Origin of the sequence: Paenarthrobacter sp. AT5 (assembly GCF_032764245.1) — a bacterium.
GTDB lineage: Bacteria > Actinomycetota > Actinomycetes > Actinomycetales > Micrococcaceae > Arthrobacter > Arthrobacter ureafaciens.
Window position 1 is genome coordinate 903,979 of sequence record NZ_CP136441.1, and the last position, 13,693, is coordinate 917,671.

The 13,693-nt window shown below is 63.8% G+C and carries 15 protein-coding genes and 1 pseudogene; 11 read left to right on the forward strand and 5 right to left on the reverse strand.

Annotation, left to right across the window (positions count from 1 at the left end; translation table 11 throughout):
* Positions 1-1,188, forward strand: a complete 1,188-nt coding sequence (locus tag RI444_RS04265) for a Gfo/Idh/MocA family protein (RefSeq protein ID WP_021473731.1) — start codon at positions 1-3, stop codon at positions 1,186-1,188.
* On the forward strand, positions 1,185-2,204 hold the full coding sequence (locus RI444_RS04270; RefSeq protein WP_021473730.1) for a sugar phosphate isomerase/epimerase family protein: 1,020 nt from the start codon (positions 1,185-1,187) through the stop codon (positions 2,202-2,204). Before RI444_RS04265 ends, RI444_RS04270 begins: the two co-directional genes overlap by 4 nt.
* A gap of 60 nt (positions 2,205-2,264) precedes the next feature.
* Here RI444_RS04270 and RI444_RS04275 read toward each other — a convergent pair whose 3' ends face one another.
* Genes RI444_RS04275 through RI444_RS04290 form a run of 4 tightly spaced genes read right to left on the reverse strand, consistent with a single transcriptional unit; the run spans position 2,265 to position 5,455 of the window.
* Complete coding sequence (locus tag RI444_RS04275; RefSeq protein WP_021473729.1) at positions 2,265-2,651, reverse strand: flagellar assembly protein FliW; 387 nt, start codon at positions 2,649-2,651, stop codon at positions 2,265-2,267.
* Complete coding sequence (gene flgL, locus RI444_RS04280; protein WP_207605072.1) at positions 2,648-3,535, reverse strand: flagellar hook-associated protein FlgL; 888 nt, start codon at positions 3,533-3,535, stop codon at positions 2,648-2,650. The genes RI444_RS04275 and flgL overlap by 4 nt, the downstream gene beginning before the upstream one ends.
* Before the next feature lie 3 nt (positions 3,536-3,538).
* Complete coding sequence (gene flgK / locus RI444_RS04285; protein WP_207605071.1) at positions 3,539-4,960, reverse strand: flagellar hook-associated protein FlgK; 1,422 nt, start codon at positions 4,958-4,960, stop codon at positions 3,539-3,541.
* Between the two features lie 12 nt (positions 4,961-4,972).
* A complete protein-coding gene (locus RI444_RS04290; RefSeq protein WP_021473726.1) occupies positions 4,973-5,455 on the reverse strand; it encodes a flagellar protein FlgN in 483 nt (160 codons plus the stop codon).
* Positions 5,456-5,680: 225 nt separating this feature from the next.
* Between RI444_RS04290 and RI444_RS04295 the strand changes: the two genes are divergently transcribed.
* The 4 genes from RI444_RS04295 (at position 5,681) to RI444_RS04310 (ending at position 8,728) form a co-directional block, all read left to right on the forward strand.
* Positions 5,681-6,517: a flagellin gene (locus RI444_RS04295; protein ID WP_021473725.1), complete on the forward strand. Its 837-nt coding sequence runs from the start codon at positions 5,681-5,683 to the stop codon at positions 6,515-6,517.
* Positions 6,518-6,631: 114 nt separating this feature from the next.
* Complete coding sequence (gene fliD / locus RI444_RS04300) at positions 6,632-8,014, forward strand: flagellar filament capping protein FliD (RefSeq protein ID WP_069696702.1); 1,383 nt, start codon at positions 6,632-6,634, stop codon at positions 8,012-8,014.
* Positions 8,015-8,016: 2 nt separating this feature from the next.
* Positions 8,017-8,457, forward strand: coding sequence for a flagellar export chaperone FliS (gene fliS, locus RI444_RS04305; protein WP_021473723.1), 441 nt, complete (start codon positions 8,017-8,019; stop codon positions 8,455-8,457).
* Positions 8,444-8,728, forward strand: a complete 285-nt coding sequence (locus RI444_RS04310; RefSeq protein ID WP_069696703.1) for a hypothetical protein — start codon at positions 8,444-8,446, stop codon at positions 8,726-8,728. The genes fliS and RI444_RS04310 overlap by 14 nt, the downstream gene beginning before the upstream one ends.
* Before the next feature lie 92 nt (positions 8,729-8,820).
* On the opposite strand, the pseudogene RI444_RS04315 reads toward RI444_RS04310, so the two are convergent.
* Positions 8,821-10,034 (reverse strand): annotated as a pseudogene (locus RI444_RS04315) (amidohydrolase).
* Between the two features lie 92 nt (positions 10,035-10,126).
* On the opposite strand from RI444_RS04315, the gene RI444_RS04320 reads away from it, so the two are divergent.
* From RI444_RS04320 to fliF, 5 genes are all read left to right on the forward strand, one after another.
* The gene (locus tag RI444_RS04320) at positions 10,127-10,768 is read left to right on the forward strand and encodes a cyclodeaminase/cyclohydrolase family protein (protein ID WP_069696704.1); all 642 of its coding nucleotides are present in this window, start codon (positions 10,127-10,129) and stop codon (positions 10,766-10,768) included.
* 208 nt (positions 10,769-10,976) lie between these two features.
* Positions 10,977-11,318 (forward strand): flagellar basal body rod protein FlgB, encoded by a 342-nt coding sequence (gene flgB / locus RI444_RS04325; protein WP_021473719.1) that lies wholly within the window; start codon positions 10,977-10,979, stop codon positions 11,316-11,318.
* Complete coding sequence (locus RI444_RS04330; protein WP_021473718.1) at positions 11,318-11,710, forward strand: flagellar basal body rod protein FlgC; 393 nt, start codon at positions 11,318-11,320, stop codon at positions 11,708-11,710. Before flgB ends, RI444_RS04330 begins: the two co-directional genes overlap by 1 nt.
* Positions 11,710-12,012, forward strand: coding sequence for a flagellar hook-basal body complex protein FliE (gene fliE, locus RI444_RS04335; RefSeq protein WP_021473717.1), 303 nt, complete (start codon positions 11,710-11,712; stop codon positions 12,010-12,012). The genes RI444_RS04330 and fliE overlap by 1 nt, the downstream gene beginning before the upstream one ends.
* Positions 12,012-13,646: a flagellar basal-body MS-ring/collar protein FliF gene (gene fliF, locus RI444_RS04340; RefSeq protein ID WP_069696705.1), complete on the forward strand. Its 1,635-nt coding sequence runs from the start codon at positions 12,012-12,014 to the stop codon at positions 13,644-13,646. Before fliE ends, fliF begins: the two co-directional genes overlap by 1 nt.
* Positions 13,647-13,693: the final 47 nt, after the last annotated feature.

Consider the following 13,693-nt stretch of genomic DNA (forward strand, 5'->3'; position numbering starts at 1 on the left):
ATGGCTGAAAGCCTCGGCGTCGCCGTCATCGGTGCAGGCATGGCCGGCAAAGCCCACGCCGCCGCGTACCGCACGGCATCCGCCCTCTACAGCCCGGTGCTGCCCCAAGTGCGGCTTGTATCGATCGGCGATGTCAACGCTGAGTTCGGTTCCCTGGCGGCCCGCCGGTTCGGGTACGAACGCAATGACACGTCCTGGCAGGCAATCGCCGAAGCCGACGACATTGATGTGGTCAGTGTGGTGATCGCCAACCCGCTGCACCGGGAAGTGGTGGAGGGATTGTTGGCGGCCGGCAAGCACGTGCTGTGCGAGAAGCCGCTCAGCGACACCCTCGAGGATGCCCGCGCCATGGCCGGGGCCGCCCGGGCTGCTGAAGCCCGAGGCAACCTGGCCCGCATCGGTTTCACCTTCCGCCGGACACCCGGGATTGCCTACATCCGCGAACTGATCAGGAACGGCGTCCTCGGAAACGTACTGCACTTCAGTGGCCGGTACTGGACCGACTATGGTTTCAGCCCCTCAGCTCCCATGAGCTGGCGATACAAAGGGGGTCCCGGCTCCGGTGCGCTGGCCGACGTCGGAAGCCACCTGACGTATGTTTCCGAGTTCCTGTGCGGCGATATTAAGTCCATCAGCGGCGGCCGCCTGGCAACGTCCATCGACAAGCGACCGCTGCCTTTGAGCGCAGTCATGGGCCATGACCACGTGGCCGTCAGCGACACATTCGAGGCCGTGGAGAACGACGACTACGCGGCCTTCAACGCTGAGTTCGCCAATGGAGCGGGCAGTTTCGAGGTTTCCCGTGTGGCTGCCGGGCACGCCAACAGCCTCCAGTTCGAAGTGTTCTGCGAGAACGGGGGTGCGAAGTTCGACCAGCGCAGGCCCAATGAAATCCAGTTGTTCCTCAACGACGGGTCCGGCCTGCACAACGGGTACCGCCAGGTCATCCTGGGCCCGGGCCACCCGTACATTGCCGGTGGCCTGGCCATGGACGCGCCGGAGGTCGGCTTCGGCCAGAACGACGCCTTCGGTTATCAGGCCCGCGCCTTCCTGGAAGAAGTTGCCGGACTTTCCGAGGCAGAGTCGCTGCCCCGCTGTGCCACGTTCGACGAGGGCGTCCGCAACATGGAACTCCTTGGAGCCGTTACCGAATCAGCCCTGAACAATGGAAAGAAGATCACGCTATGAAACTCGGCGTCTACAACGCGATCCTGCACGACCGGTCCCTTCCCGAAGCCCTGAAAGTGATCGCGGACCTCGGCCTGACCGGCATCGAGATCAACACTGGAGGATTCCTGCCCGCTGTCCACGTTCCCGGCATGGACCAGATTCTGGAGTCGGATGCCGCAAGGGACGATTTCCTGGGCATTTTCGAGGGCACGGGCGTCTCGATCGCGGGCTTGAACTGCAACGGCAACCCGCTGCACCCGCGCAGGGAAATCGGCGAAAAGCACGCCGAAGACATCCGCCGCTCCATCCGTTTGGCCCATAGGCTCGGACAGGACAGGGTGGTGACCATGTCCGGGTTGCCCGGCGGCGAACCCGGCGCGACCGTCACCAACTGGGTGGTCAATGCATGGAACTCCGCGGCGTTGGACGTCCTGGATTACCAGTGGGGCGTGGCCGCCGATTTCTGGAAGGAAACCGACCGCCTCGCCGCCGACCACGGGGTAAAGGTAGCCCTTGAGCTTCACCCGCAAAACATCGTGTTCAACACCGCTGACGTCTACAAGCTCATCGAACTCACCGGAGCCACCCATGTGGGTGTGGAACTGGATGCATCCCACCTGTTCTGGCAGCAGATGGATCCCGTCGCGGTGGTGCGTGAGCTCGGTCCGCTGGTGTTCCAGGCGGCAGCCAAGGACGTGCGCGTGAACAAGGACCATGCCGCGCTCTACGGTGTGCTGGACAACAGCTTCCGCCGTCTTTCACCCGAGGAAAACCGCACCAACCTGGGCGGAGATGAGTGGGCCAACGAATGGCCCAAGAACTCCGCCTGGGACTTCGTAGCCCTCGGCAGGGGCCACGACACCGCCTACTGGACCGAGTTCCTCCGCGCCCTGTACGAGGTGGATCCGGACATGCTGGTCAACATCGAACATGAGGACACGTCCTTGGGACGGATCGAGGGGCTCGAAGTAGCGGCCAAAGTCCTCCGTGACGCTGATGCAGCTCTTGAGGCCTCGCTGAACATCCCGGCCTGACGCCGAAACTGGCTGGCATTAGCGGTTGCTCTGACGCGTCAGAACAACCGCTGGTGCCAGTCACTTGGCGAGTTCGGCCCGCAGCGGGTACTTGCCGCCGTCGAGGATCACTTGAAGGCACACCCCGTTGGAGGGGTTTAGCAGGATCGGGGCCATGAGGTTCACGGTGGTCTTGTCCGCGGACGGGTTCACCACCACCAACACGTTGCCGTCAGCCGGCGAAGCGAGGCCAACAGCTTCAACCGCGAACGCCGGAAGTACCGGAGCGTAAGCAGGTACGTACACTGACGCGTCCGCCACGAACATCCGTACCTTCGGTTCGAGCGCCTCGAGGGCAAACAAACCTTCGGCGCCGGCGATCTCCCGGAGGGAGAAACCCTCAGCATCCTCGAGTCCGGGCAAAGGCGACGCAAAGCGCAGCGTCCGGAATGTCAACGCCGTGCTCATCGCAGGAAATCCATGAGCGTCGGTTGCAGCACCTTGGCGGTCACCGCGAGGGCAACCTGATAGTTGGTTTCCTGCACTTTCAAATCCATGACAGCCCTTCCCAAATCCAGGTCTTCCACCCGGGACCTTTGTGTTTCCAGAGTAGCTTTCATCCCTTCCAAGGAGTTTTGGGCCTGGCCCAGGCGTGTCTGGCGCATCCCGACGTCGGCCCTTCCGTCGATGACGGCCTGGATGCGGCCGCCGATGGCTGCCAGGCGGCCATTGGGATTGATGCCGGCACGGATGTCCGCGACGACGTCACCCACTACCGCGAAGGCCGAGCCGGCGCCCGTGCCGAAGATTGCACCGCCGTCGGAATCAACGCGCACGGTCCGCGAGGCGTCAACGCGGCGTTCCACCGAACTGCCGGATACCCCGTTGAACACCGGGGGAACAGTGTTGGTGAAGGCGCTGTCAGTGTCCGCGCTGCCTGCGAAGACGTTACGGCCAAGGTACTGCGTATTGGCCTGCGTCAGGAGGTCCTCGCCCAGGCCCTCGATTTCGACGGCGATCGCCTGCCTGGCGGAATCGCTGAGTGTGCCGTTGGCTGCTTGGACAACGAGGTCGCGCACCCTGTTGAGGATGTTCGTCGCCTGTCCCAGCGCAGTGTCCGCCGCAGCGAGCCAGCCGTTGCCGTCGCTGATGTTGGTGCCGTACTGGCTTGCTGCATTCAGCTGGCCCCGCAGGGCAATGGCTTGGGCTGCTCCAGCGGGATCATCCGAAGGGCGGTTGATGTTCTTCAGCGTGAGCGCCCTGTCCTGCACCTCAGCCAACTTCGCTTGCGCGGACTGCAGGCTTCGCTGCGAAGAGGCAGCCATCATCTGCGTAGTAACCCGATTGAGCATGGCTTACCTTCCTACAAGTCCGGTGCGGTTGATCAGGACATCCAAAGCTTCATCGATTGCCGTCATGACCCGCGCAGCGGCCTGGTACGCGTGCTGCCCTGCAAGGAGACTGATGTTCTCCTCGTCGAGGCTCACACCTGAACCGGAGTTCCGGTGTACGACGGCGGATGCGCCCGCTGCGTCGGCCAGTTGCGAATGCTGTTGGGCTGCCCGGGAAGCCATCCCGATCGCCGAGACGACCCCGCTCCAGAAAACGTCGGGTGACGATGCAGCGGAACCGATTTGGGAGAGTCTGTCCGCCACGGTCCCGTCCAGCGCGCCGGATCCGACGGCTCCCGTGGCGATGCCGGCGGCATTCGTAGGAACAACACGGATCGACATTGCGGCGGGGAGGCCCGGCGTGCTGGTGAAAAAGTCCAGGCCAGTTGCGCCGTTGCTGGACTGCCCGGTCCGGTGGATCGCGTTGACGTCGCTCATGAGCTGCGTGGCGAAAGCGTTGTAGGCGTCAGCGGTTTGTGCGATCACGCCGCCCGTCCCGCTCCCGTTGGCCGGAGCCAGCAGCGACACCGCCCCGGCGAGTTCGCCGCCGTCGAGGTTCACCGCAGTACCAGGCCTGTCGGCCCACTCAAGCTGCACCGGCGTAGCTGCGGTACTGAGGCTCGTTGGGCCGGCAAGGGTGAGCGGGCGGACGGAGGTTCCTGAGACCAGGGCGTTGCCGCCGATGAAAACGTCCGCGGTTCCATCGGCGTTCACGCGGACACTGCCGCCGGACAAGGAGGCGATGGATTCCGTGATCTGGTTCCGGGCATCAATGAGTTCGTTCGCGGAGCCGCCGGCGGCGAGTGTGGAACGGATCTGCGCGTTGAGGTTCGCCACGCGGCCGGCAGCGGCGTTGAGCTCGTTGACAGAAGCGGCTGCTTCGCCGCGCACCCGGCTCCACTGTGCATCCAACGCCCCGTAACCTGCCGATACTGTCTCCGACAGCGTGGCTGCGGCTTCCAGCAGGACCGACGCCGGAGCGGACTCGCCAGGGTGGTTGGCAACTCCCTGCCAGGAAGCCCAGAAGGTGTGCAACGCCGTCGGTATCCCGTGCTCACCGGGCTCGTGGAGTGAGTCCTCAAGGCGCTGCATTTCCGTAGATCGGACCGTGGCGTACCCGGAAGCAGCGGCCGTGTTCCGGACGCCGGCGTCGAGGAAGGTGTTGCCCAACCGCGCAATGCCATCCACGGAAACGCCTTGGCCCGCCTGGACGCCACCAGGGTTTACGCCGGTCCGGGCCGGCGCTCCGATGGCCGACTGCTCGATCCGCTGCCGCGTGTAGCCCGGCGTAGCGGAGTTGGCGATGTTTTGGCCTGCCAGGTTGATGGCCTGCTGGGCTGCGGTGAGGCCACGGTAGGCCGTGTTGAGTCCGCCGAATGTGCTCACAGGGTTGCCTTCTTAGAGTTTCCGGTCCACAAGATGGGCAGGCGAGGGGTCGCCCGTCCTGCCGTGGGAGTCATAGGTGCCGGCTGCCGGTTTCAGGTCCGCCAGGGTTTCCTGGGTGGAACGAACGGCTGCGCGCAGGAACTGTTCGTTGGCATCGCGAAGTTCCTTGATGGTTGCTGTTTGCTGCCGCATGGCCGTGAGGTGGGATTCGAGTACGTCTGCCCATGCGGGATCCGGCGCCCCGGCAGCGAGTTCGGCCAGCGAGCAATCCGCAGACAGGCCCCACTGCTCCGCGACGGCGGCAATCTCCACCGCCCGGGTGAGGCCTGCCTGGGAGACGCGTTCAAGAACCTGTTCCACCTCCCGGGTCCCGTGCGGCAGCCACCTGGACTTGCCGGCCGTCAGCAGCAACTGCTCCTCTTCGAGCTTGAAAGTCAGAAGATCCAGAAGCTCACGTTCGCGCCACAGCAGGGCTGACAGTTCATGGATGGCCACCGCGGTCGACTCCAGTTCTGGTTTGGGATGGGGGTGTGGGACGGAACCCTGTCCGCCAACTCGCCAATAACTATCGGCCGGCAGCGGCGCGGCGTTAGGCGGCCATCCAGTGAAAAACCACTTGCAACTTTTAACTAACGCCGTCCGCGCCGCCCGCCGATAGTGCGCTGTGACGGCCCACGGATGGGCTGCCACACAGTAAGTCCAGATCACGGAGGAAAAATCATGGGCATGCAGATCAACAACAACCTGATGGCAAACAACGCTTACCGCAGCTTGAACGCCACGCAGGACACCCTGTCCAAGTCGATGGAAAAGCTCTCCAGCGGCTTGCGCATCAACCGTGCCGCAGATGACGCTGCCGGCCTTGCCATCTCGGAAGGCCTCAAGTCCCAGGTGAGCGGTTCGGCAGTTGCCGCCCGGAACGCCCAGGACGGCATCAGCATCATCCAGACCACGGAAGGTGCCCTGACCGAAGTCCACTCCGTCCTGCAGCGCATGCGCGACCTCGCAGTACAGGGTGCATCGGACACCAACAACGGCGACGCGCGGGCGGCAATCAAGAAGGAAGCTGACTCGCTCGGCAAGGAACTGGACCGCATCACGCAGTCCACCAACTTCAACGGCATCGACCTCCTCAAGGGCGGTTCCAAGAACATCCAGGTGGGTACTGCGGGCTCGGCCAACGACGTCATCGCCGTCAACCTCGGCGATGTGGCAACCGCTGTGGGTGCGCTGGCCTCGGCAACCGGCTCCACGGACTTCGTAGTGACGGACAACGCCACCGCACAGACCACCATCACGGCAATCGACACCGCCATCAAGGCAGTATCCACCCAGCGTTCGGACCTCGGCGCAAGCCAGAACCGCTTGGACCACGCCATCAAGTCCCTGAACGTTGCCGGTGAAAACCTGCAGGCTGCCCAGTCCCGCATTGCGGACACGGACATGGCTGCGGAAATGGTCAAGTACACCAAGGCCAACATCCTGTCCCAGGCAGGTACCGCAATGCTGGCCCAGGCCAACCAGTCCGGCCAGGGCGTTCTTTCGCTCCTTCGCTAAGGACTCCCCGTTTTAGCGTTCCTGCGCTAAAACCGGCGTGAAACGGCGTCCGGCCAGGCCCCATCCTGGCCGGCCGCCGTCGGCATGTAACTGATCGGAACTGGGAGGAGACCTGTGACAACCGCCATCGACGGCCTCGCGAGTGGACTGAACACCACAGCGATCATCAATTCGCTGATGTCCGTTGAGGCGCTGCCACAGACCCAGCTCAAGACCAAGCTGGCCTCCAACCAGACGTTGATCTCCACCCTGCAGTCCCTCAACACCAAGCTCACGTCCTTGAAGGACCTGTCCCTTGCAGGTTCCGCCACGGGTGCGTTGAATCTGTTCACTGCCACCAGCAGTGCCGCTTCCGTCACGGCAAAAACCACGACGGCGGCCACTGCGGGATCGGTCGACCTGACCGTTACGCAGTTGGCGCAGACGCAGGTAAACGTCACCGCGGCCATGGCGTCATGGCCCACGGACGGCGGTGCGCCCGCCAAGCTGACGATCGTGGATTCCACGGGTAAGACGACCGAAATTGCGCCCGCGGGCACTTCTTTGGATGACGTGGTCTCAGCCATCAACGCAGCATCCGGTGGCGCACAAGCGGTGAAGGTTCCGGCCGGCAACGGCACCTACCGTCTGCAACTCACGGCTTCGCAGTCCGGTGCGGCCGGAGCCTTCACTGTCTACCAAGGCACAGCCGCCCACGTCGCGGGCGGCACTGCGATCGACCTCATGGCGGATCCGACAGCCGCCGTCGTACGTACCGCCCAGGATGCCAAAGCGACACTGTACGCCGGCACCGCAGCCGCCCAGGTCCTGACTTCCGGGAGCAACACGTTCGCCGACGTCCTGCCGGGTGTTTCCGTGACGGCAACGGCGGTTACCGCGGGTCCGGTGACAATTACTGTGGCCAGCGATGTTCCCGGGATCACCAAGAAAGCCGAAGATTTGGTGACCTCCGTTAACGACGTCCTCAGCTTCGTCTCCATGTACAGCGCGGTGTCCAAAGGCACCAACTCCAGCGGCGCGTCCGTACCCAAAGCCGGGATCCTGACCGGGAACAGCACCGTGCGGGCAGTCAACGACCAGGTCCTCGCAGCGCTCTCCCGGCCCATCGACGGAAAATCGCCGGCCGAGTACGGAATCAACATCACCAAGGATGGAAACTTCACCTTTGATTCCGCAAAGTTCTCCGCAGCTCTGACGGCGGATCCCGCAGCCGCGCAGTCCGCCGTCCAGGCCCTCGCCGCCCGGGTGGCTGACGCCGCCAACGCCGGAGCCGATCCCTACACCGGCTCCGTTTCCAGCCTTATCAAAGGCAGGGAATCCGAAACCCGGGATCTGGGGAACCGGATTGCCGATTGGGACCAGCGGCTCGCCACGCGCCGAGCTACCCTCCAAGCCGTCTACACCAACATGGAGGTCCTGCTCGGCGGCCTTCAATCGCAGTCAGCCTGGTTGTCCGGGCAGATTTCCAGCCTCCCCCAGCAGTCCACAGGAGAATAGCCATGACCTACAGTGCACTCCGCGCCCAGCAAGTCTCGCGTTACAACGACGACGCCGTTCTTTCCGCACCTCCGGCGCGCCTGCTCACCATGCTCTACGACCGGCTGCTCCTGGACCTGAAGCGGGCCCGGTTGGCACAGGAGAACACCAATTGGGATTCCGCCCGCGAGAACCTGCTCCACGCCCAGGCAATCGTGGCCGAACTTCAGTCCACGCTACGGGTGGACCTCTGGGACGGTGCGGCCTCCCTGGCGAGCATTTACGAGTACGCTATGCAAGCCTTGATCGGCGCAAACATCTACCGGGATGTGGAGCGCACCAAGGAATGCATTGAACTTTTGGAGCCCTTGCGGCAGGGCTGGCATGAGGCCTCGGCGCTGTTGACGACTGAGTCGCCTGCGGTTTCCGGTTCCGTCCCCGGGCGGGCGCTTGGCGTCGCTTGAGATCTGGACCGGCATCCTCGACAGGTTTGAGGCGGACATAGCCTTGGCTGTTTCCGGAGGGTTCCCGCCCGCGTGGGAACCGCCCTTGGATGCAGGACCGTTGCCGGCTGAGCTGGCGCCACAGGCGCGGCGGGTCCTGGAGGCGCAGGCAGACGCCATGGATCTCCTGGCCCGCATGAAGCACGACGCCGGGACGCAACTCGGTGCCTTGGCTGCTGTCCCTGCCGGCCCCGTTTTTGAGCGGCCGCTGCTGCTGGATGTCCGCGGCTGACCTCCGCTGCGCCCTCCCAACTGAGTCGCATTACTGCGCGTTTTGAGCGTTCAAAACGCGCGCTACTGCGACTTAATTGGGCGCTATGAGCGTCAGGCGAGGAACTCGCGGGCGGCGGTGACCAGTGCTTCCGTCCCGAGGGTGAGTGTGGGCTGGATGACCGGTGCAAAGTACGGGGAATGATTGGAAGGAACGTCCTCAGGAAGCCGCCCACTTTCCGCGAACTCCTTGGCGTAGTGCGGCTCGATGCCGCCCAGGAACCAGAACACCAGCGGCGCGCCGGCTGCCGTGGCGAGCATGCCCACGTCCTCGCTGCCGGAAACGGGGCCGGGGTCAATGACCTGCCCGGCGCCGAACTTTTCCCGGAAGGCCGCATCCACCCTTTGCGCGGCTGCATCATCATTCACGGTGAGGGGAAAACGTTCCTCGTAGTTGAAGTCTGGCTCCCGCGCGGCACCAGACGCGGCCGCTTCGCTCCGCACAATACGTTCGACGGCGGCCAGCACCTTTTCGCGCGTGGGCTCGCTGAAGGACCTGATGCTGAGGCCGAGGGTGGCCGTTTCCGGAATGATGTTGTTTTTAGTGCCTGCGTGCAGTTGCCCAACCGTCACCACGGCCGAATCACTGGCGGCGATTTCGCGGGCCACTACCCCTTGGAGCCGGATCGTGGCAGCCGCGGCCATGAGGACCGGGTCCACGGTGGTTTCGGGGCGTGAACCGTGCCCGCCGCGGCCATGCAGGGTGATGTTGAGCGAATCAGCAGATGCCATGGCAACACCGGAGCGAAGTCCGAACCAGCCTGCGGGGACAGGCGCCACGTGTTGACCAAGGACCACCTCGGGCTTGGGGATGCGGTCGTAGAGGCCGTCCTTGACCATGGTGTCCGCCCCGCCACCGAACTCTTCGGCCGGCTGGAAGATCGCGATCAGTGTGCCATGCCAATCCTGCTGTGTCCGGACGAGTTCCTCCACGGCGCCAATCAGGCAGGTGACGTGGACGTCGTGACCGCAGGCGTGCATGACAGGTACCTCAAGGCCCTGGTGGTCCACACCCATGGCAGTGCTTGCGTAGTCCAGCCCGGTGGCTTCCTTGACGGGCAGTGCATCCATGTCAGCACGCAGCATCACAACGGGGCCCTCCCCGTTCCGGAGAACGCCCGCTACGCCGGTCTTTCCGATGTTCCGGTGGACTTGGAAGCCCAGGCCGTCAAGGTGTCCCGCCACGATTCCAGCCGTTCGCACCTCCTGGAACGACAGCTCCGGGTGAGCTGCAGGTCTTTGTACAGTTCTTCAAGGTCAATGCCCACAGGGAAGCCCCTCACAGTTTCGACGCCGGGATGGCCAGTGTATCGGGGGGACAGTGGTGTTGGTCAGGTCCTGGAATGCGAGACTGGGCTGCATGGCTGATTCACAAGAGATCACTACCCAACACTCCACGGTCGAGGAATGGACCAAGGCTCTGGCAGAGTCCAGCGGTTCACCTGGCGGAGGGGCCGGGACCGGGGTGATGCTTGGCATCGCCGCATCGTTGACCTCAATGGTGGCCGGCTACTCGGAGAACGCGGGGGAGGACTTGCTGGGCCGGGCGCGCGCCTTGCGGGAGACGGCCCTTCGCCTGGCAGACGAGGACGCCGTAGCCTCCAAAGCTTTCGGGGCAGCGTTCCGGCTGGACCCCGGTCCGGAACGTGAGAAGGCCATCCGCGAAGCATCCGTGGAAGCGGCCAAAGCCTCCGCGGTGTTGGGGGATCACGCCATTGAGGCCATCGAAGACCTGGAATGGCTGGCTGCGAACGGAAATCCTGCCCTGATCGCCGACGTCGTGGTGGCCTTCGGGGCGCTCCGGGCTGCGATTGCCGGTGCACGGACCAACGTCAGCTTCGATCTCGCTGCGCTTGCCAAAGGCGGCACACCGTTGGAGGAGGTTCGCTCCCAACACCCCGAACTGTGGGAAACGGTTGGCCGGCTCAGTGGTGCCTTGGATCGGATAGATGCCCTGACCGCGGAAGTGGACAACAAGGCGGCTCCGACCGACGCCGTGTGAGGGCTTCATTGCCACTCATGTCGCCGGCATGGAACGCCGGCATGGAACGCCGGGCAGGCTCGGTGATGGAAGCACGCCCGGCATTTACAAAATTTGCTGGCGAATTCCGCTAACGGCGGACTGAACAGTGTCGATAACTGATGCTGAGCAGGGATCGCTCGATGCGTGGCCACGGATTGGCCTTAGGAACACCACCAGGTGAGGACTTGTGCTTGAATCCGTGACATCCGCCGCACTGGCCAGCGCCATGGATGCGCTCGCCTTGCGCCAGCGGACCATCGCCAACAACATCGCAAACATCAACACGCCCAACTACACCGCCAAAAGGGTTTCCTTCGAGGATCAGTTGGCGGCCTCGGTTCGTGCGGGCGATGGAGAGGTGAACGCCACGGTATCGCCGTCGGAAGAGCCAACACGTACCGACGGAAACAACGTCAACCTGGACACGGAGACGTTGTCCAATATCGACACTGTCCTGCGGTACCAGTTTGCGGCCCGCGCAGCTGCCGGAGAATTCACCTCCCTCCGCACTGCGTTGAGGAGCTCCTGATGACATTCGATGCGATCGGAATCGCAGGCTCCGCACTCACCGTCCACCGCAAATGGCTGGACGCGGTGTCAGACAACCTGGCCAATATGAACAACGCCTCCAGCACCGACGGAGAGGTCTTCCGGGCCCGGTACATCGAAGCAGCCGAGGGAAACGACGGGCAAGGTGTTTACGTCAAGAGCACTCCGCTGGGCGACGCGACCGGCAGGATCGTGTACCAGCCGGACCACCCCTTGGCCGACGCCGACGGCAACGTGAAGTACCCGGACATAGATCTTGCCGAACAAATGGGAACTTTGATCATCGCCCAGCGCGGCTACCAGGCCAACGCACAAGTAGTTGACCGGGCCCGCGAAACGTACCTGGCAGCACTCGAGATCGGAAAATCCTGATGTCCCTGAGTCCCATCGAGAGCGTCCAGGGCGTCAGCGGAACGGGGTATGCCGGGAGCACCAAGGCCCCCGGCAGCACCGGGGGTGGGTTCGGCACCGCACTGACCGGCGCCGTCGACGATTTGCAGTCCCTGCAGTCCACGTCAAAGGAACTTGCTGTGTCCGCGGTGACAGGCAACCTCGACGATATCCACAAGGCAACCCTCGCTGCCACGCGCGCGCAGGTGACGTTCGAGCTTGTTGCCGCGGTGCGGAACAAGGGCATTGACGCGTTCAACGAAATCATGAGGATGCAGGCCTGATGCCACCGGCGATTTCCCAGTTCTTCCGCAAGCTTGGCAGCGGCATGCAGGCGTTCAGCCCTGCCCAGCGCACACTCGCCATTCTGGGCGTGGCCGTGATTGTGCTCGGCGGCGTCGCCCTGACTGCGTGGCTGGGGAAGCCCGCCTACTCACCACTGTTTTCCGGGCTGAAGGACACCGACGCGAACAGCATCGTGGAGCAGCTCCGCAAGGACAACATCCCTTACGAGCTCAGCAACGGCGGGTCCACCATCCTGGTCCCCGAGGACAAGGTGTACGACGAGCGCTTGAAAGCGGCGGCCGCAGGATTGCCTACCGCCGCGGCCACCGGCTATTCGTTGCTGGACAAGCTGGGCGTCACTTCCTCTGAGTTCCAGCAGTCCGTCACGTATAAACGGGCCTTGGAAGGGGAACTCAGCACCACCATCCAGGCGATGGACGGCGTAAAGTCCGCGGCCGTGCAACTCGCCATCCCGGAGAAGTCGGTCTTCGTGGCCACCACCCCCGAAGCCACCGCCTCGGTGTTCGTGGAAACGCAGCCGGGCACGACCTTGTCCTCGGACAAGGTCCAGGCGATAGTGCACCTGACCTCCGCGGCGATCGAGAACTTGAAGCCAACCAACGTCTCGGTGGTCGATTCGCAAGGCAACGTCCTGTCCACAGTGGGCGGAGGAGCTACCGGGTCATCGTCCAAGCAAGCCTCGGATTACCAACAGCGCACCTCGGACGCGGTCCGGACAGTGCTGGACAGCGTAGTGGGCCCCGGGAACTCGACCGTTGCAGTGGCCGCTGATGTCACGGCCGAATCGGCCCAGCAACGCAGCGAAACATTTAGCCCTGCCACCAACACGCCGGCACTCAGTGAGTCCACGAAGACTGAGAAATACACCGGAACGGGCGGCGGAGCAGCAGGCGTCCTGGGTCCGGACAACATTGCCGTTCCCGGCGGAACCTCGGCGAACGGCAGCTACGACTCCAGCGATACCACCAAGAACAACGCCGTCAACAAGGTCACCGAAGACCGGACCATCCCTCAGGGAGCCGTAAAAAGGCAGACCATCTCCGTTGCCATCAACCAGTCAGCTGCCGGGGGCGTGAACATCGACTCCGTCCGATCACTGGTGACCGCCGCTGCCGGCATCAACACTGCACGCGGCGACGTAGTCACAGTGGAGGTCCTGCCCTTCAGCACCGCCGCCGCAGACAAGGCCGCTGAAGCACTCGGATCTGCCCAGGCCGATGCCGAGGCAGCCAAAGAAGCAGCGCTCATGAACACACTGATCATGGCCGGCAGCATCTTGCTCGCCGCAATCGCGCTGATCGTGACCGTCTTGATTATCCTCAAGCGCCGCCAGCGCCGGGAACCGGTGGACCTCGGAGAACGCGTGGAGTACGACGCTTTGCCTGAAGCCATCCCAACCCCTGCCATAGCAGGTCCGCCCACCACGGCCATCGAACTGACATCCATCCAGCCCGCTGCACCGTTGGAGCCCACCCCCGCCCTGCCGTTGCCCGATTCGGATGCCCTCGACGGCGAACTCAAACGTGCGCAGATCGAAGCGATGGTTGCCGATAACCCGGCACGGACCGCCGAATACCTGCGCGGCCTCATGGATGAAAGGCAGTCGGTGTGAGCCTGCCCGAAGCACCGGCCCTGAGCGGGGTCCAGAAGGTGGCTGTG